Here is a 17,486-nt window from a genome sequence, read left to right as displayed (position 1 = left end):
GCACTTCGATGAACCCGCCAACGCGCAGTTCAGGGAAGGGTATTGAAATAAAAGGGCATCAATTCTAACGAAAAAACCCGCGGCAAGCGCGGGTTTCTTCAAATCGGCAGCGCCGATCACATTTTTTGCAGGTCACGCTGGGCCAACTGCGCCGCGGAGGTGCCTGGGTACTGGCTCACTACCTGCTGCAGGATGCCCTTGACCCGGTCGGTATGACCCAGGCGGCGCTCCACATCAGCCAGCTTGTACAGCGAATCCGGTACCTTGGCATGCTTCGGGTACAGCTGGCTGACCTTGGCAAAGGCCTGGCCGGCGCCTTGCAGGTCGCCCTTCGCCAGGTTCACTTCGCCCAACCAGTACTGCGCGTTGCCGGCGTACTGGCTGTTGGGGTACTTGCGCAGAAAGGCGGCGAACGCCAGGCTGGCCTTGTCGAAGTCCTTCGCCTTGATCAGGTCGAAGGCAGCGTCGTAGTACAGTTTTTCCTTTGCCGGGTCACCCGGCTCGGTGCTGGCCGCAGGCGCCTGGGCGGCTGCTGACGGAGGCACCGGCGTACCGGCGGCATTTACATCGCCACCGGCAGGAGAATTCTCGGAAGGCGCGGCGGCTGCAGGTGCAGTGCCGGTTCCAATGCGACGATCGAGATCCTGGTAACGCTCCAGACTCTGCTGTTTAAGCTGCTGGATATCGTTTTGCTGGACTTCGACCTGTCCGCGCAGACGCGCGATGTCTTCCTGCATTTGCTGCAGTTGCATGAACAGCTGACCCTGCGCGGAAACCGGGGCTTGCGCCCCGGAATCAGCGTAGGCGCCGCTCGTGCCATAACCCGAAGGTGGATAACTGCTGGCGCCATTGCTGGAACCATCACCATCGACCACAGGAACCTCGGCCCATGCCACGAGTGGCAGGGCGAGAGCCAGAATAGTTACAGCACGGCGGCACGTTCGCATATCGAATTACTTACGCAGTTCGACGCGACGGTTCTGAGCCCACGACTGCTCGTCGTTGCCGGTGGCAACTGGACGCTCTTCACCGTAGGAAACGATTTCCAGCTGAGCTGGCGAAACGCCTTGCAGAACCAGGTAGCGTTGAACGGCTTTCGCACGACGCTCGCCCAGAGCCATGTTGTACTCGCGGGTACCGCGTTCGTCAGTGTTACCTTCCAGTACGACGTGAGCGCCATTGGCTTTCAGGTCTTTAGCGTGGACGTCCAGAGCGCGCATGGCTTCTGGTTTCAGGTCCGAGCTGTCGTATTCGAAGTAGAAGGTGGTGATTGCGCGCAGAGCAGCTTCTTCGCTCAGGGAGCCATCAACAGCACCGGTGTTTGCGCCGTAACCAGCGTTAGGGTCAACAGCTGCTTGACCAGCGTTGTCGCCGCCTTTCGAAGAGCAACCTACAGCTACGGCCATGGCCAGAGCCAGCGCAGCAAATTTACCAAACTTCAGCATTTCCATCGTGAAACTCCTAATGAACCCCAATGTGTTAAGTAAAACGTAAAGCGCCGCGTCAGTTCAGGTAAGGGGACCAGGACGGTTCTCTGACTTCGCCTTGAGCGGTAGGAAGCGGGAGCCTCACGCGGCCGTTTAGCGACACGAGCATCAAGACTCCCCGGCCCTGCTGGCGGGTGGCGTAGATTACCATGGTGCCGTTGGGCGCAACAGTAGGCGACTCATCAAGACTTGAATCTGTGAGGATTTTTACACTTCCACGCTCAAGATCTTGCGAAGCGACCTTGAAGTTGGTGAAACCGTCCTGGCGATGGATCATGACCAGGGTCTTTTCATCGGCGGAAAGTTTGGGGTTGGCGTTGTAGTTACCGATAAAGGTAACGCGAGTGGCACCGCCACCGCCCAACGACTGTTTATAGATCTGTGGCTTGCCACCGCGGTCGGAGGTGAAGTAGATGGTACGACCATCTTTACCCCAGAACGGTTCGGTATCAATGGACGGATCATTGGTCAGGCGGGTCAGGCCACGGGACGCCAGGTCCATCACGTAGATCTCCGGGTTGCCGTCCTTGGACAGCACGAACGCCAGCTTGCTGCCGTCAGGCGAGAACGCCGGGGCGCCGTTGAGGCCTTCGAAGTTGGTGATCTGCTGACGGGCACCGGTGTCGACGTTCTGAACGAAGATGCGCGGGCGCTTCTGCTCGAACGAAACGTAGGCGATGCGCTTGGCATCCGGGGCATAGCGTGGCGACAGGATCGGCTCGCGCGATTGCAGCAGGGTCACGGCGCGGGCGCCGTCATAGTCCGAACGCTGCAAGGTGTAGCGAGTGCTGTTGGTGCTGAAGCGCTCGGCCGTTACATAAAGGAGGCGAGTGGAGAACGCGCCCTTGATGCCGGTCAGTTTTTCGAACGACTGGTCCGAGATGTAGTGCGCCATGTCGCGCAGTTGATCAACGCTACCCGAAACGCTGCCGGTCAGGACCTGCTGCTGGGTGTTGACGTTGAGCAGTGCGTACGACACCTGCAGGCGGCCGCCCGACGGGACGATGCTGCCGACCATGATGTACTGGGCACCCAGGGCCTGCCAGTCGCGCCATACCACTTCACCTGGCTGCGACGGGGTGCTGATCATGTTCTGCTTGTCGATCGGCGAGTAGTAACCCGAGTTGCGCAGGTCATTGCCGATGATCAGTGCCATGTCCTCGGGCAGCACGGAGCCGCCCTGGAAACCGAAAGGTACGACGGCGATCGGGGTGGCCCGATCGCTGCCGCTGGTCACCATAATGTTCTTTTCATCTGCCTGGGCAACGGCTGCAACGCAGCACAATGCAACCAGCAGTCCTCGAAGAAGGTTAATCACAAGGCAAGGTCCTCAGGGGTGAATGTCATCTTGAAATTGCGGTAAGGGTTGAAATCACTCGGTTTCAGGCCCTGCATCTCGACCAGGCGACCGATGTTCTTGACCGCAGCCACTGCCGACGCATCGAACGGGCCATCGCCACTGGACTTGGCCACGGCAACGTTGGTGATGGTGCCGTCAGGCAACATGTTGATCTGCAGTACCACTGTCATGTTCTTGCGCGCGGACGGTGGGCGAGCCCAACCCTCTGCAGCACGGGAACGGATCAGGTCGTCGAAGTTGCCGGCGGTCTGGTCGCCCTGCTCGTCCGCCAGTGCCTGCTGGCGCTGCGGTGTGTCGGAGAGCAGATCGGCCAATGCCTGCGCCTTCTTGTCTTCAGCGGCCTTGCGAGCTGCTGCCTGTGCCTTTTTCTTGGCGTCGTCGGCCGCAGCCTTCTTCGCGTCTTCGGCGGCTTTTTTCTTCGCCTCCTGGGCAGTTTCGGCTGCCTTCTTAGCGTCGTCCGCGGCTTTCTTCTTCGCGTCTTCGGCTGCCTTCTTCGCCGCGTCGGCCGCTTTCTTGGCGTCCTCCTCGGCTTTTTCCTTGGCGTCTTCCTCGGCTTTCTTCTTGGCGATATCGGCCTGCTCGGCTTTCTTGGCTTCAGCAGCCTTCTTGGCGTCGTCGGCTTTCTTCGCGGCGTCGGCCGCGGCGGCCTTGGCCTGGTCGGCGGCAGCCTTCTTGGCGTCATCGGCCTTCTTGGCTTCCTGGGCCTTTTGAGCGGCTTCTTCCTGCTTTTGTTCCGCGGCCTTCTCAGCTTGCTCCTGCTTCTCCTGCTCGACCTTCTTCTGCTCCAACTGCTCGACTTCGGTCTGCTTGGCAGCCGACTTCTTGGCCTCCCCGGCAATCTTCTGATTGGTCTGGGTGGTGGCCTGGCTCTTGGACTTCAGCTGGTACAGCGTAGCCTGGACGATCGGCTTTGCAGGGGGCAGATCCGGGGTCATGGCGAAGCTGACGAACAGCATGCCAAAAATCAGGATATGCAGGGCAATGGCCCAGACACTGGGCCAGAAATAGCTTTCCGAGGCGGAGGGCTCTCGTTGTCGCATCAGGGCGCCTCGGTAATCAGGCCAACGTTACCGACACCCGCCTTCTGCAACCCGCCCATGGCGCCCATCACGGCGCCGTAGTCCACGGACTTGTCGCCACGAATGAATACCTGGGTACGTTTGCCGCCTTCGTTGCCGGCGCGGATGATCTTGGTGACGGCGTCGGTCATGGCAGGCAGGGTCATTGCCTTGTCCTGGACCTTGTCGGCGTCGACTTCGCTGCCAAGGTTCCAGTAGTAGGTCTTGTCGGCCTTGATCGAAATGGTCAGGACCTGGGTGTTGTTGTCCTGCGGCAAGGCTTCGCTGGAAACCTTGGGCAAGTCAACCTTCACGCCCTGGTTGAGCATCGGTGCGGTGACCATGAAGATAACCAGCAGTACCAACATCACGTCGATGTAGGGCACCACGTTCATCTCGGCGACCGGCTTGCGTTTCTGGCGAACTCGGGCCATGGGTAATTACCTGCTCACTCTTCGCTGGTGTGCACTTTACGGTGCAGGATGGCCTGGAACTCGTCAGCGAACGTGTAGTAGCGGCTGATCAAGGTTTCGCTGCGGGCGGCAAAGCGGTTGTAGGCGATGACCGCCGGGATGGCCGCGAACAGGCCGATGGCAGTGGCCACCAGCGCTTCGGAAATACCGGGGGCAACGGTAGCCAGGGTGGCCTGCTGAGCACCGGCCAGGCCGCGGAAGGAGTTCATGATGCCCCATACTGTACCGAACAGGCCGATGTATGGGCTCACCGAGCCGACGGTCGCCAGGAACGGCAGGGTCTGCTCCAGTTTTTCTTCCTCGCGGGAGATGGCCACGCGCATGGCACGGCCAACGCCGTCCATGACCGCGTCAGGGTCCACACCCGGCTGCTGGCGCAGACGCGAGAATTCCTTGAAGCCGGCACGGAAGACCTGCTCCACGCCCGAATCCGGGTCAGGGTTGCTGCCGGCCTGGCGGTAGAGCTTGGACAGGTCGATACCCGACCAGAAACGCTCCTCGAAAGTGTCCAGTGCACGGCGGCCGGCACGGATCAGTGCGCTGCGCTGAAAAATCATGACCCATGAAGTGACCGAGGCGGCCACCAGAATCAGCATCACCAGCTGCACAACCACGCTGGCATTGCTGACCAAGCTCCACATGGAGGTATGGTCGACGACGTTAGCTTCCACGCTTAATCTCCTGCTATTGAGTGTGTACCCGGACCGTCTGCGGCAGCGAAGGCCGCACGCAGAGCTTCGGGAATGGCCCGGGGTTTGAAAGTATCGGCGCGCACACAGGCCACCAAAAACTGCCCTTCGCAGAGCAGCGTCATATCCGCTTCGCGCCACACCTGCTGCTTGAAGCGCAGGCTGGCACGGTTCAATTCAATCACCTGCGCGGTCACCAGCAACTCGTCGTCCAGACGGGCTGGCACCCGGTAACTCGCTTCGCTGGAGTGCACCACGAACAGCACGTTCTCGCGTGCCAGAACCGACTGCACGAAACCCAGGCCACGCAGCCTTTCGGTGCGTGCCCGCTCCATGAACTTGAGATAGTTGACGTAATAAACGACGCCGCCCGCATCGGTGTCTTCGTAGTAGACGCGACAACGATGTGCGAACGACCCAACCCCATTTTGCGCGCGCATACTCTAGTGCTTACTCCTCAGGTTGCCAATCCGGCCAGGCAACTGTTTTTTCTTCGTTTTCACGCCGTTCAGGTGGTGCAAAACCTCGTCTGCACCCTAGGACCGCAAAAACCTCAATTAAATCGCCACCATCGGCTTATTCGTCTTCTGGATCGACGAACTGTTCCGCCACCGGCAACTCGCCCAGACGGCCTGGCACATTGAGGCCGAAATGCAGGTAGGCGTGGCGTGTGACCACCCTGCCCCGCGGGGTTCGCATGATATAGCCTTGCTGGATCAGGTACGGCTCCAGCACATCCTCGATGGTGTGGCGCTCTTCGCTGATGGCCGCGGCCAGGCTGTCGACACCGACCGGCCCACCGTCGAATTTCTCGATCATGGTCAACAGCAGGCGCCGGTCCTGATGGTCGAAGCCGCGCTCGTCGACGTCGAGCAGGTTCAGCGCCAGGTCGGCGATGGGCTTGGTGATGTGACCCTTGCCGCGCACTTCGGCGAAATCACGCACCCGGCGCAACAGCCGGTTGGCGATACGCGGGGTACCACGGGCACGGCGGGCGATCTCGTAGGCGCCTTCGTCTTCCACCGGCAGGCCGAGAATGCCGCCCGAGCGGCTGACGATGGTGGCCAGATCCGCGGTGCTGTAGAACTCCAGGCGCTGGACAATACCGAAGCGGTCGCGCAACGGGTTGGTCAGCATGCCCGCGCGGGTCGTGGCCCCCACCAGGGTGAAAGGCGGCAGGTCGAGCTTGATGGAGCGGGCCGCCGGGCCTTCACCGATCATGATGTCCAGCTGAAAGTCTTCCATGGCCGGGTACAGCACTTCCTCGACGATGGGCGACAGCCGGTGGATTTCGTCGATGAACAGCACATCGTGAGGTTCGAGGTTGGTCAGCAGGGCGGCCAGGTCACCCGGGCGTTCCAGCACCGGCCCGGAGGTGCTTTTGATCGACACCCCCATTTCCTGGGCGATGATATTGGCCAGGGTCGTCTTGCCCAGCCCGGGCGGGCCGAAGATGAGGGTGTGGTCCAGGGATTCGTTGCGCCCGCGCGCAGCCTGGATGAACAGCTCCATCTGCTCGCGAACGGTGGGCTGGCCGATGTAGTCGGCCAGGCTCAGGGGGCGAATGGCCCGGTCCTGCTGTTCTTCCCGGTCACGGCCGGTGGTGGCGGCGATCAGGCGGTCGGCTTCGATCACTTAAATCATTCCCTTCAGGGCGTGGCGGATCAGATCTTCGCTGCTCAGGCCTTTGGTCTTGATGGCCGACACGGCCTTGCTGGCTTCCTGGGGTTTGTAGCCCAGGGAAATCAAGGCGCTGACGGCGTCGGCCTCGGCGGTGGCCACCGGAGGCGCGGTATTGGGACCGGTAGGCATCAGTTCGAACATCGCCGGGGCGGTCTCCCAGGCCTTGAAACGGTCCTTGAGCTCGACCAGCAAGCGCTCGGCGGTTTTCTTGCCGACCCCCGGCACCTTCGTCAGGGCGGAGGCATCCTGGGCCTGCACGCAACGCACCAGCTCATCGACGTCCAGGCTCGACATCAGCGCCAGCGCCAGCTTGGGGCCCACGCCATTGAGGCGAATGAGCTCGCGGAACAGTTCGCGCTCGCGTTTTTCAAAGAAACCGTAGAGTAACTGAGCATCCTCGCGCACCACCAGATGGGTATGCAAAGTCACCGCCTGGCCGACCGGCGGCAAGCGATAAAGGGTGGTCATTGGCACTTCCAGCTCGTAGCCCAGGCCGTTGACGTCGAGAATCAGGTGCGGCGGCTGCTTTTCCGCCAAGGTGCCGCGCAAACGTCCAATCACTGTCCAATCCTATAGTTGCGATACCGGCAGGCAATGCCCGCCATCATTGCAGGCCCCACCGGCCATGCAAGTCAAAAATGTTCAGCAGATGATGCCAGTCACAACCGCAGGCGCCCGCCACGGCTGCGCGCCGTGCTCAGGCCATGGGGAATCAGGCTTGAACGGGTATGAGCGTGGGTCAGGGCGATGGCCAGGGCATCGGAGGCGTCCATCTGCGGCTTGGCCACCAGCTTGAGCAGGTGCATGACCATCATCTGCACCTGCTCCTTGCTGGCGCCACCGGTACCGGCCACGGCCTGCTTGATCTGGGTGGCGGAGTATTCAGCCACTTCCAGGCCCTCCTCCATGGCGGCGACGATGGCGGCGCCACGGGCCTGCCCCAGTTTCAGGGCCGAGTCGGCATTGCGCGCCATGAATACCTTTTCAATGCCCATGGTGACAGGGCCATAGGTCTGGATCACTTCGCGCACGCCACGAAAGATGATCTGCAAGCGCGCCTGCAGTTCACCACCACCGGTGCGGATGCAACCCGAAGCCACATATTCGCAGCCACGGCCCGTATCGCGCACCACACCATAGCCGGTGACGCGCGAACCGGGGTCGATACCAAGAATTAACGTCATAAAGCCTGCAGCTCGAAAGGCCGAAAAAGCAGAAACCGGAGCGGCAAAGCCGCGCTCACTCGCGCGATTCTGCTGCTCCGGCCTCAAGAGTAGAACGTGGCGCGGGATCAGCCGAGCTTTTCCATCACTTCGTCCGGGATCTGCGCGTTGGAGTAGACGTTCTGCACGTCGTCCAGGTCTTCGAGCATATCGATCAGGCGGATGACTTTCTCCGCCCCTTCCAGGTCAAGCTCGGCGCTGGTACTTGGCACCATGACGATTTCCGCGTCGGTGGACTTCAAGCCCGAGGCTTCCAGGGCGTTGCGCACCGCGTAGAAGCTGGCGAACGAAGTAAATACGTCCATTGAGCCGTCTTCATGGGTGGTGACGTCATCGGCGTCGGCATCCATGGCCGCTTCCATGAGCGCGTCTTCGTCCGTGCCGGCGGCAAAGGAAATCTGCCCCTTGCGCTCGAACAGGTAGGCCACCGAACCGTCGGTGCCCAGGTTGCCACCGGACTTGCTGAACGCGTGGCGCACGGCCGCAGCGGTGCGGTTGCGGTTGTCGGTCATGCACTCGACCATCACCGCCACGCCGCCCGGGCCGTAGCCTTCGTAGGTGAGCTCGACCATGTCATCGGTGGCGGCCGCGCCGGTACCGCGGGCCACGGCGCGGTCGATGATGTCACGGCTCATGTTGGCGCCCAGGGCCTTGTCCAGGGCCAGGCGCAGGCGCGGGTTGGAACCTGGATCACCACCGCCCTGGCGGGCGGCGACGGTCAGTTCGCGAATCCACTTGGTGAAGATCTTGCCTCTCTTGGCATCCTGACGCTCTTTGCGGTGCTTGATGTTCGCCCACTTGGAATGGCCAGCCATAACAACTCCGTAATTCTTCTCTAAAACAATTGCAGATGTTTCTGTGGGAGCGGGCTTGCCAGTGAGGTGTTCAAGCCTCCAACAACTCGCTGGCAAGCCAGCTCCCACAAAAACAGCGTTCCCCAGGGAAATAAACCTGTCTGCCATGTGAAAAGCGCATCCGAAGATGCGCTCTGGTTCAGCTCTTACTCAGCCTTGGGCTGTTCGCGCAGGCGAATATGCAGCTCGCGCAGTGCCTTGGCGTCCACCAGGCCCGGGGCCTGAGTCATGACGCAGGCAGCGCTCTGGGTTTTCGGGAAGGCGATCACTTCGCGGATCGACTGGGCGCCCGTCATCAGCATCACCAGGCGGTCGAGACCGAAGGCCAGGCCACCGTGGGGCGGCGCGCCGTATTTCAGCGCGTCGAGCAGGAAGCCGAACTTCTCTTCCTGTTCCGCTTCGTTGATACCGAGCAAACGGAACACAGCCTGTTGCATTTCCTTGCGGTGGATACGGATCGAACCGCCACCCAGCTCGGTACCGTTCAATACCATGTCGTAGGCGCGCGACAGAGCGGTGGCCGGGTTGGCCTCCAGCTCTTCGGGCGAGCACTTCGGCGCGGTGAACGGGTGGTGCAGCGCTGTGAAGCTGCCGTCTTCGTTCTCTTCGAACATCGGGAAGTCGACGACCCACATCGGTGCCCACTCGCAGGTGTGCAGGTTGAAGTCGTTGCCCACCTTCAGGCGCAGCGCGCCCAAGGCTTCGCTGACGATCTTGGCCTTGTCGGCACCGAAGAACACGATGTCGCCATCAACGGCGCCCACGCGGTCCAGAATAGTGTTCAACGCGGCTTCCGGGATGTTCTTGACGATAGGCGACTGCAGGCCTTCGACGCCCTTGGCGCGCTCGTTGACCTTGATGTACGCCAGGCCCTTGGCACCGTAGATGCCGACGAACTTGGTGTAGTCGTCGATCTTGCTGCGCGGCATGCTGGCACCGCCAGGCACGCGCAAGGCGGCGACGCGGCATTTCGGGTCGTTGGCCGGGCCGCTGAACACCTTGAATTCCACGTCCTTGAGCTGGTCGGCAACGTCAACCAGTTCCAGCGGGTTACGCAGGTCCGGCTTGTCGGAACCGTAGCGGCGCATGGCTTCTTCGAAGGTCATGTGCGGGAACTCGCCGAATTCCAGGTCCAGCACTTCCTTGAACAGGTTGCGGATCATGCCTTCGGTCAGGCCCATGATGTCTTCCTCGTTGAGGAAGCTGGTTTCGATGTCGATCTGAGTGAACTCAGGCTGACGATCGGCACGCAGGTCTTCGTCGCGGAAGCACTTGGCGATCTGATAGTAACGGTCGAAGCCGGCCACCATCAGCAGTTGCTTGAACAATTGCGGCGACTGCGGCAGCGCGAAGAAGCTGCCGGCGTGGGTGCGGCTCGGCACCAGGTAGTCGCGGGCACCTTCAGGGGTGGCGCGGGTCAGGATCGGCGTCTCGACGTCAAGGAAGCCGTTTTCGTCCAGGAACCGACGGATGCTGGTGGTCATGCGCGAACGCAGACGCAGCTTCTCGGCCATTTCGGGGCGGCGCAGGTCGATGAAGCGATAGCGCAGGCGGGTTTCTTCACCCACGTCGGAGAATTCGTTTAGCGGGAACGGCGGGGTTTCCGCTTCGTTCAGCACTTCCAGCTCGTAACCCAGCACTTCGATCTGGCCGGAGGCCATGTTCGGGTTGACGGCGCCGGCCGGACGCAGGCGCACCTTGCCGGTGACCTTGACCACGTATTCGCTGCGCACGCGGTCGGCAGCGGCGAAGGTGTCGGCGCGATCCGGGTCGAAGACCACCTGGGCCAGACCTTCACGATCACGGATATCGAGGAAAATCACCCCGCCATGGTCGCGACGGCGGTGGACCCAGCCGCAAAGGGTGATTTCCTGACCGTCCAGGGTCTCGTTCAGTTGGCCGCAATAATGGCTGCGCATCATGATGGTGGTTTCGCTTCTCGTATTCGGTATTCGGAAAAAGGCTTGCAAGCCTTGGCTGGGCTAATAGTGCAAGACCCTGCGGGTGCAGTTCAACTCAATCAGCCTTGTCGCCGCCCGCCAGATTCTTTTTGCTGCCGGTCTTGAAGTCGGTCTCGTACCAGCCGGTCCCGCTCAGGCGAAAGCCGGGCATGGAGAGCATCTTCTTCAGCTCGGGGGCCTCACAGGCCGGGCAGTCGGTCAGTGGCGACGCACTGATTTTCTGGATGACTTCCATCTGGTGACCGCAGGAAGCACATTGATAGTCGTACATGGGCATGGGAATGTCTCGGCAAACAAGTACACGGCACGGCCGCGCCACGCGGCAAAGCGCGGGATTATATCCTTATACCGCGCGACTTGCAGCCGTGGCGACACCCCGAATGTCGCGCGCCGCCCCCGCCCCGCTCAATGGGCGGTATCCTCGCGCTGCAGCAAGTGCACGACACAGACCACGCGAATCAACCCACTGAAGTTCTTGACCCCACCGTGGCGCAGGTGGACCTCACGGTCCACATGGGAAAGTATGGCATTGACCGAGCAGCCATTGGCCGAGGCGATGCGGTCCAGAATCTTCCAGTACACCTGCTCAAGCCGCAGGCAGGTGGCGAAGCCATTGAGCCTCACGGAACGCGAGAGCGGCTGCGCGAGCCCCATGTTGAAATCGGCGACGAATGGATCGTCATTGATCTTGCCGGCCGCCGACGGCAGACGAACACTTCGAGTCATTTCCCTAGTCATGATCAGCACCACATCCTTGTGTAAAAGTGCAATTAAAAAGAACACCTGCAGTTCATCATTTCCCTGCGCCTATGAAGCCCTAACTAAATACCCACAACTAGCGGAACCGACACTTCCCTGTGTAGGAACTCATCACCATGGCCAAGTAATAGTTTACCGGGGTAACCCGGCCAACTGCCTGGAGCCGGGCAGCACGGGGCATTGACCCGCATGACGGTGTTTTCGCATCGCGCATGACCGGGTAATACCCCCCTCTACCCTCCATTGCCGCTCCCTGCACTTGCCCTGGGCTGCGCAAACGTTTGGACCGGGGACACGCCATGACCGTCCGGGCCGCTGATTTGAGTAGGTCCACGCTTTGCTGTTAAATAGAAGCCCTGCGCTGTACACACCTTTATTACGTGTGCCCGTGCAGGCTGTGCCTGCCCCGTGAACTGCGTCTCATTTTGTTCCGATGCGCACCGTGGCGCGCCAGCTCTTCCTCGTGATCCGTCTGAACGTGAGTTAAATAAAATGTTGAAAATTGTCCACCTCCTGACGGGCGCCGCGGCTTTGCTGCTGTCCGTCATACCCAGCCTGCGGGCCGAAGCGGTGCCTTACCTGCAACAACCCGATGCCATCTACCTGGCATTCTTCGGCTTGCTCAACCTGATCCTTGCCCCGGTGATCCCCTACTGGAACAAGGGCCCACGCCATCAACTGCAAAACCTGGTCAGCATCCTGCTGGTCATGGCCGTGGTCCTGCAAACCGTTACCTTGCTGGCGCCCCTGGGCAATATCGGTGGTTTCGCCGCTATCCTGCCAAGCCTGGCCTGCGCCGTAGTGGCTGTGCTGCTGCACCTGGCGACCAGCTTCTATACTGCCAGCCCTGCTGCTGCCGCCCCTTCCTACGACATGAGCAACCGGGATACCGGCACCGTGAAGTGGTTCAATACCTCCAAGGGTTTCGGCTTCATTTCCCGCGACTCGGGCGACGATATCTTCGTGCACTTTCGCGCCATTCGTGGCGAAGGCCATCGCGTACTGGTCGAAGGCCAACGCGTGGAGTTCTCGGTGATGAACCGTGACAAAGGTCTGCAGGCCGAAGACGTGATCGCCGCCTCCCCGCGGCGCTGACCCGGCCATGAAAAAACCCGCGCTCGGCCGAAGCCGAACGCGGGTTTTTTTCGCCCATGATTTCTCAATAATGAGGCGGCGGTGCTTCCTGCTCGCTCATGCCGAACTGGCCGACCATTTCTTCCTGGCGCTTGAGCAAGGCAGCCATCTGCAACTGCAGGCGCTCGACCTGACGCTGCTGTTGCACCAGCTCATCATTAAGCGCCTGGATAGTGTCATCCTGAAAAGCCAGGCGGCTTTCCAGCTCCATGACCCGGGCTTCAAGCGTCATGGTCAGCCTCCAGAAATACAAAATCGCTGGTAAGTACGCCACGCAGCCGCGCACGCACCTGCGCAACTTGTTCGGCACTGTAAGGCTTGCCGGCAACTTTACCCCATACCGGTGCCGGCCAGGCGGCATCATCCGTGTGGCGCACTATTACATGCATGTGCAACTGGGCCACAACATTACCCAACGTCGCCACATTCATCTTGTCAGCCGCGTAAGCGTCCTTCAGAACTTGCGCCAGGAAAGTGGTTTCCTGCCACAACTGAAACTGGTCGGTGTCACTGAGCTGAAACAGCTCGCTGATAGCCTCCCGACGAGGCACCAGAATAAACCAGGGATAGTTGGCGTCATTGCTCAGCAGCAGCCGGCTCAGGGGAAAATCCCCGATGACGTGGGTGTCCTGGTGCAGGCGCGAATCTAAAGAAAACACCGCGAGATCTCCGGCAAGGTGAAAATTTTTTTAGCACGACGAGCCAGGAGGCTGCATGCCGACACAGGATACCCGCGATTGCCCGCAGCTTCACGGACTAACGCCAGCACGGTGCGACAGGCGGCCTGCGAAGAGGCACCAAGGCGCACCAACACGGCGCGCCACGCACCAAAAGCAGCCGCCAACGTCGGTGCGCCCAAGCCCTGTGGGCAACCGCCCGCAAGGCCTGCCGCACAATCGTTCAAGGGGGAGATTCTCCATGCCTGTGGTCGGGTTTGCCAAAGTAGAACTCTCTACTAGGCTGCGAGGAGCAACCGCTACTTTTCGCACCAAAACGGCCCAGAGTGAGTAATGCCAGTGCGCCATTCATCCGCCAAGTTCCCACTCTCCCGCGCCCTCGGTAACGTTTCAGCACAGGTCTGGAAACGAACGCGATCATTTTTGTGCCGTCAAGTTCCCCGTCACGCCCCCGTTTTCATTAGGCGTGGTGGCCCTTGCGAAAAAAAAGTGAAAGTTTTGTCATCGCCTGGCACGTTTGTGCACGCTTGTTGCATTCGTACCCACCCAAGTCAGCAGGCAGCCCATGACGGGTTGACCGGCGACATATAACAGCAGCTGCACGGATGCCCCGGAGGTGTTTTCAAGCAGGAGGCTAGAACTTTTTTCTCTATGCCACAGCCTTGAAAACAGCGCTGTAGTTGTGCAGCTTGTTACACCAAAGCTGTGGTTTGCGACAGGGATGGAAGTTTTTGCGACAGGCTCGTAAAGAAACTGCAAGATTGAGCTGAGAAGTATCGCCATAAAGCGTCAGCGTGATATAAGTTGCGCCGACACAAAAAGAAAGAGCCGCCCAGATAATAATTCAGGTGGGACGGCAGTACTCTTCCTAAAAACCAAAGGAGCAAATCACGATGAAAGTGATTAAGTGGAGCGCAATCGCACTGGCAGTTACCGCGGCTAGCACGCAGCTGGCCAGCGCCGCAGCATTCGTTAGCGATCAGGCGGACTCCAAGGGCTTTGTCGAAGACAGCACCCTGAACCTGCTGCTTCGCAACTACTACTTCAACCGTAACAAACGCGACGGCGCCCATGACCTGCGTGACTGGTCCCAAGGCATTCAGGGCGTGTTCACTTCCGGCTTCACCCAAGGCACCATCGGCGTGGGTATCGACGCCTTCGGTTACCTGGGCCTGAAGCTTGACGGCGGTGCCGGCACCTCCGGCTCGGGCAACCTGACCTACGACACCTACGTCAACGACGAAGGCCAGACCGTCAACGGCAAGAACCATGACAGCTACGCCAAGGCTGGCGCGGCCATCAAGTTCCGCGTTTCCAAGACCATGCTGAAAATCGGCGACCAGCAGCCATCCACTGCCCCGGTATTCGCCGCCGGCGGCTCGCGCCTGGACCCGCAGACCACCAGCGGTTTCTCGTTGATGAGCAGCGAAATCAAAGGTCTTGATCTGGAAGGCGGCCACTTCTACTCGGCCACCAGCCCGAACACCACCAACCGCGACGGCGAACTGTGGGCCACCTATGCCAACGTCCCCGCGAATTCGGCGAGCTATGCCGGTGGCAAGTACGCGATCAATGACAACTTCACGGCCTCGCTGTATGGCGCGAAGCTGGAAGACATCTGGAACCAGTACTACACCAACCTGAACTACGTGCTGCCACTGACTGATACCCAGGCAGTGACGTTCGACTTCAACTACTACCGCACCACCGATACCGGTAGCTCGAAGGCTGGCAGCATCGACAACAACACGTTCTCGCTGTCCGCCGCCTACTCGTTCCTGTCGGCACACACCGTTACCCTGGGCTTCCAGAAAGTCAACGGCGACACCCCGTTCGACTACATCGGTTTTGGCGACAAGAACAGCGGTGGCGACTCGATCTTCCTCGCCAACTCCGTTCAGTACTCTGACTTCAACGGCCCAGGCGAGAAATCGTTCCAGGCCCGTTATGACCTGAACATGGCCACCTTCGGCGTACCTGGCCTGAGCTTCATGGCCCGTTACATCCACGGTGACGACATCGACGGCACCAAAATGGCCGCCGACAGCCCATACCGCGCTTACGGTTATGGCGAAGACGGCAAACACCACGAAACCAACGTCGAAGCCAAATACGTAGTACAGGAAGGCCCAGCCAAAGACCTGTCCTTCCGTATTCGCCAAGCGTGGCACCGTGGCAACGCCGACCAGGCCGAAGGCAACATCGACGAGTTCCGCCTGATCGTCGACTACCCACTGTCGATCCTGTAACCCCAGGGTCTCGGTAGCGGTATACAAGGAAGCCCGGCCCATGCCGGGCTTCCTCGTTTCAGGGGCAAGCACCACGCCGACATGCCCTGTACGTCGCAAGGCGTGCACCGTACAATGCCCAGCCTCTATAAAATTCAGCAACAGACACGGCCTATCATGCGCACCAGTCAATATTTGCTCGCCACCCAGAAAGAAGTCCCCAACGACGCGGTCGTCATCAGCCATCAGCTGATGCTGCGCGCCGGCATGATCCGCAAGCTTGCCTCGGGCCTGTACACCTGGCTCCCGATGGGCCTGCGCGTGATGCGCAAGGTGGAAAACATCGTGCGCGAGGAAATGAATGCCGCCGGCGCCCTGGAAGTGCTGATGCCTGGCATCCAGCCTGCCGAGCTGTGGCAGGAGTCCGGCCGCTGGGAACAGTACGGCCCCGAGCTGCTGCGCCTGAAGGACCGCCACAACCGCGACTTCTGCGCCGGCCCTACCCACGAAGAAGTGATCACGGACCTGGCCCGCAACGAGTTGAACAGCTACAAACAGCTGCCCATCAACCTGTACCAGATCCAGACCAAATTCCGCGATGAAATCCGCCCACGCTTCGGCTTGATGCGCGGCCGTGAATTCATCATGAAGGACGCCTACTCCTTCCACGCCGATCAGGCGTCGCTGCAACAGACCTACGACCGCATGCACCAGGCCTATTGCAACGTGTTCACCCGTCTGGGCTTGAAATTCCGCCCCGTGGAAGCCGACAACGGCTCGATCGGCGGCGCCGGCTCCCACGAGTTCCACGTGCTGGCCGAGTCCGGCGAAGACGACATCGTGTTCAGCGACACCTCCGATTACGCCGCCAACATCGAGAAGGCCGAGGCCATCCCGCGCGAGAAAGCCCGTGGCGCCGCCACCGAGGAACTTCGCCTGGTAGACACGCCGAACGCCAAGACCATTGCCGAGCTGGTGGAAAATTTCGGTCTGGCTATCGAAAAGACCGTCAAGACTCTGATCGTGCACGCGGCCGAGGAAGGCAAGCTGATTGCCCTGGTGATCCGTGGCGACCATGAACTGAACGAAATCAAGGCCAGCAACCACCCGCTGGTGGCCAGCCCTCTGGTCATGGCCAGCGATGCCGAACTGCGCGACGCCATTGGCGCCGGTGCTGGCTCCCTGGGCCCGCTGAACCTGCCGCTCCCCTGCATCATCGACCGCTCGGTGGAGCTGATGAGCGACTTCGGCGTGGGCGCGAACATTGATGACAAGCACTATTTCGGCGTGAACTGGGAGCGCGACCTGCCATTACCGGAAGTCGCTGACCTGCGCAATGTCGTCGAAGGTGACCCAAGCCCCGACGGCCAGGGCACCTTGGTGATCAAGCGCGGTATCGAAGTGGGGCATATCTTCCAGCTGGGCACCAAGTACAGCGAAGCAATGAAGTGCCAGGTACTGGGCGAGAACGGCAAGCCAGTGACCCTGACCATGGGTTGCTACGGCATTGGCGTTTCACGCGTGGTGGCCGCAGCCATCGAGCAGAACAACGATGCTGGCGGTATCATCTGGAATGACACCCTGGCCCCCTTCCAGATCGCCCTGGTACCGCTGCGCTATGAAACCGAGCAGGTGCGCGAAGCGACCGACACGCTCTACGCAGAACTGACCGCCGCCGGTTATGAAGTGCTGCTGGACGATCGCGACAAGAAAACCAGCCCGGGCATCAAGTTCGCCGACATGGAACTGATCGGCATTCCGCACCGCATCGTGGTCAGCGACCGCGGCCTGGCCGAAGGCAACCTTGAATACAAGAGCCGTACCGAAGGCGAGGCCCAGGCCATCGCCGTCGCCGACGTGCTGTCGTTCATCCAGGCACGCGTGCGTCGCTGATCAGACG

General features: G+C 60.6%; 19 protein-coding genes. 3 read left to right on the top strand and 16 right to left on the bottom strand.

The genetic code is table 11. The annotated features are described in order from the left end of the window. Positions 1-116 precede the first annotated feature (116 nt). From ybgF to QBK88_RS11175, 14 genes are all read right to left on the bottom strand, one after another. A complete protein-coding gene (gene ybgF / locus QBK88_RS11240; protein ID WP_268149287.1) occupies positions 117-947 on the bottom strand; it encodes a tol-pal system protein YbgF in 831 nt (276 codons plus the stop codon). A gap of 6 nt (positions 948-953) precedes the next feature. Then, complete coding sequence (pal, locus tag QBK88_RS11235) at positions 954-1,451, bottom strand: peptidoglycan-associated lipoprotein Pal (RefSeq protein ID WP_027978757.1); 498 nt, start codon at positions 1,449-1,451, stop codon at positions 954-956. 52 nt (positions 1,452-1,503) lie between these two features. Further along, positions 1,504-2,805, bottom strand: a complete 1,302-nt coding sequence (tolB, locus tag QBK88_RS11230; RefSeq protein WP_158156994.1) for a Tol-Pal system beta propeller repeat protein TolB — start codon at positions 2,803-2,805, stop codon at positions 1,504-1,506. After that, a complete protein-coding gene (gene tolA / locus QBK88_RS11225) occupies positions 2,802-3,890 on the bottom strand; it encodes a cell envelope integrity protein TolA (protein ID WP_277962098.1) in 1,089 nt (362 codons plus the stop codon). The genes tolB and tolA overlap by 4 nt, the downstream gene beginning before the upstream one ends. Further along, positions 3,887-4,339 carry a protein TolR gene (gene tolR / locus QBK88_RS11220; protein WP_008366529.1) on the bottom strand — a complete coding sequence of 151 codons (453 nt, stop codon included), beginning with the start codon at positions 4,337-4,339 and terminating at the stop codon, positions 3,887-3,889. The genes tolA and tolR overlap by 4 nt, the downstream gene beginning before the upstream one ends. 14 nt (positions 4,340-4,353) lie before the next feature. Further along, the gene (gene tolQ, locus QBK88_RS11215; RefSeq protein ID WP_027978760.1) at positions 4,354-5,049 is read right to left on the bottom strand and encodes a protein TolQ; all 696 of its coding nucleotides are present in this window, start codon (positions 5,047-5,049) and stop codon (positions 4,354-4,356) included. 2 nt (positions 5,050-5,051) lie between these two features. Beyond that, a complete protein-coding gene (gene ybgC, locus QBK88_RS11210; RefSeq protein WP_277962082.1) occupies positions 5,052-5,507 on the bottom strand; it encodes a tol-pal system-associated acyl-CoA thioesterase in 456 nt (151 codons plus the stop codon). 136 nt (positions 5,508-5,643) lie between these two features. Next, complete coding sequence (gene ruvB, locus QBK88_RS11205) at positions 5,644-6,702, bottom strand: Holliday junction branch migration DNA helicase RuvB (RefSeq protein WP_277962081.1); 1,059 nt, start codon at positions 6,700-6,702, stop codon at positions 5,644-5,646. Continuing rightward, positions 6,703-7,311 carry a Holliday junction branch migration protein RuvA gene (ruvA, locus tag QBK88_RS11200; RefSeq protein ID WP_277962080.1) on the bottom strand — a complete coding sequence of 203 codons (609 nt, stop codon included), beginning with the start codon at positions 7,309-7,311 and terminating at the stop codon, positions 6,703-6,705. Positions 7,312-7,409: 98 nt separating this feature from the next. Next, the gene (gene ruvC, locus QBK88_RS11195; protein ID WP_268149281.1) at positions 7,410-7,934 is read right to left on the bottom strand and encodes a crossover junction endodeoxyribonuclease RuvC; all 525 of its coding nucleotides are present in this window, start codon (positions 7,932-7,934) and stop codon (positions 7,410-7,412) included. 107 nt (positions 7,935-8,041) lie between these two features. Next, entirely contained in the window at positions 8,042-8,788 is a 747-nt protein-coding gene (locus tag QBK88_RS11190; protein WP_277962079.1) for a YebC/PmpR family DNA-binding transcriptional regulator, read from the bottom strand. A 185-nt stretch (positions 8,789-8,973) separates the two neighbouring features. Next, complete coding sequence (aspS, locus tag QBK88_RS11185; protein ID WP_158156982.1) at positions 8,974-10,749, bottom strand: aspartate--tRNA ligase; 1,776 nt, start codon at positions 10,747-10,749, stop codon at positions 8,974-8,976. Positions 10,750-10,843: 94 nt separating this feature from the next. After that, on the bottom strand, positions 10,844-11,065 hold the full coding sequence (locus tag QBK88_RS11180) for an FmdB family zinc ribbon protein (protein WP_158156980.1): 222 nt from the start codon (positions 11,063-11,065) through the stop codon (positions 10,844-10,846). Between the two features lie 128 nt (positions 11,066-11,193). Next, the gene (locus QBK88_RS11175) at positions 11,194-11,526 is read right to left on the bottom strand and encodes a ribbon-helix-helix domain-containing protein (RefSeq protein WP_445764921.1); all 333 of its coding nucleotides are present in this window, start codon (positions 11,524-11,526) and stop codon (positions 11,194-11,196) included. A 513-nt stretch (positions 11,527-12,039) separates the two neighbouring features. Here QBK88_RS11175 and QBK88_RS11170 point away from each other — a divergent pair. Next, the gene (locus QBK88_RS11170) at positions 12,040-12,642 is read left to right on the top strand and encodes a cold-shock protein (protein ID WP_277962078.1); all 603 of its coding nucleotides are present in this window, start codon (positions 12,040-12,042) and stop codon (positions 12,640-12,642) included. Between the two features lie 64 nt (positions 12,643-12,706). On the opposite strand, the gene QBK88_RS11165 is transcribed toward QBK88_RS11170, so the two are convergent. Together QBK88_RS11165 and QBK88_RS11160 are read right to left on the bottom strand one after the other, a co-directional pair. Continuing rightward, positions 12,707-12,913, bottom strand: coding sequence for a SlyX family protein (locus tag QBK88_RS11165; protein WP_268149278.1), 207 nt, complete (start codon positions 12,911-12,913; stop codon positions 12,707-12,709). Beyond that, positions 12,903-13,340: an HIT domain-containing protein gene (locus QBK88_RS11160; protein WP_277962077.1), complete on the bottom strand. Its 438-nt coding sequence runs from the start codon at positions 13,338-13,340 to the stop codon at positions 12,903-12,905. The genes QBK88_RS11165 and QBK88_RS11160 overlap by 11 nt, the downstream gene beginning before the upstream one ends. Before the next feature lie 911 nt (positions 13,341-14,251). Between QBK88_RS11160 and QBK88_RS11155 the strand changes: the two genes are divergently transcribed. Both QBK88_RS11155 and QBK88_RS11150 read left to right on the top strand, forming a co-directional pair. Beyond that, positions 14,252-15,607, top strand: a complete 1,356-nt coding sequence (locus QBK88_RS11155; protein ID WP_277962076.1) for an OprD family porin — start codon at positions 14,252-14,254, stop codon at positions 15,605-15,607. Between the two features lie 156 nt (positions 15,608-15,763). Beyond that, complete coding sequence (locus tag QBK88_RS11150) at positions 15,764-17,479, top strand: proline--tRNA ligase (protein ID WP_277962075.1); 1,716 nt, start codon at positions 15,764-15,766, stop codon at positions 17,477-17,479. Positions 17,480-17,486: the final 7 nt, after the last annotated feature.

It is taken from the genome of Pseudomonas sp. RIT-To-2, assembly GCF_029623465.1.
In the GTDB taxonomy this organism is placed as follows: domain Bacteria; phylum Pseudomonadota; class Gammaproteobacteria; order Pseudomonadales; family Pseudomonadaceae; genus Aquipseudomonas; species Aquipseudomonas silvicola.
This window is presented reverse-complemented; position numbering and strand designations above follow the sequence as displayed.

What these genes read in the sequence shown, in the direction of transcription:
- QBK88_RS11190 (WP_277962079.1), bottom strand. Translation starts at nt 8,788, where the DNA reads ATGGCTGGCCATTCCAAGTGGGCGAACATCAAGCACCGCAAAGAGCGT.
- QBK88_RS11170 (WP_277962078.1), top strand. Translation starts at nt 12,040, where the DNA reads ATGTTGAAAATTGTCCACCTCCTGACGGGCGCCGCGGCTTTGCTGCTG.
- tolR (WP_008366529.1), bottom strand. Translation starts at nt 4,339, where the DNA reads ATGGCCCGAGTTCGCCAGAAACGCAAGCCGGTCGCCGAGATGAACGTG.
- QBK88_RS11150 (WP_277962075.1), top strand. Translation starts at nt 15,764, where the DNA reads ATGCGCACCAGTCAATATTTGCTCGCCACCCAGAAAGAAGTCCCCAAC.
- QBK88_RS11165 (WP_268149278.1), bottom strand. Translation starts at nt 12,913, where the DNA reads ATGACGCTTGAAGCCCGGGTCATGGAGCTGGAAAGCCGCCTGGCTTTT.
- pal (WP_027978757.1), bottom strand. Translation starts at nt 1,451, where the DNA reads ATGGAAATGCTGAAGTTTGGTAAATTTGCTGCGCTGGCTCTGGCCATG.
- QBK88_RS11155 (WP_277962076.1), top strand. Translation starts at nt 14,252, where the DNA reads ATGAAAGTGATTAAGTGGAGCGCAATCGCACTGGCAGTTACCGCGGCT.
- ruvC (WP_268149281.1), bottom strand. Translation starts at nt 7,934, where the DNA reads ATGACGTTAATTCTTGGTATCGACCCCGGTTCGCGCGTCACCGGCTAT.
- aspS (WP_158156982.1), bottom strand. Translation starts at nt 10,749, where the DNA reads ATGATGCGCAGCCATTATTGCGGCCAACTGAACGAGACCCTGGACGGT.
- ybgC (WP_277962082.1), bottom strand. Translation starts at nt 5,507, where the DNA reads ATGCGCGCGCAAAATGGGGTTGGGTCGTTCGCACATCGTTGTCGCGTC.
- QBK88_RS11175 (WP_445764921.1), bottom strand. Translation starts at nt 11,526, where the DNA reads ATGACTAGGGAAATGACTCGAAGTGTTCGTCTGCCGTCGGCGGCCGGC.
- QBK88_RS11180 (WP_158156980.1), bottom strand. Translation starts at nt 11,065, where the DNA reads ATGCCCATGTACGACTATCAATGTGCTTCCTGCGGTCACCAGATGGAA.
- ybgF (WP_268149287.1), bottom strand. Translation starts at nt 947, where the DNA reads ATGCGAACGTGCCGCCGTGCTGTAACTATTCTGGCTCTCGCCCTGCCA.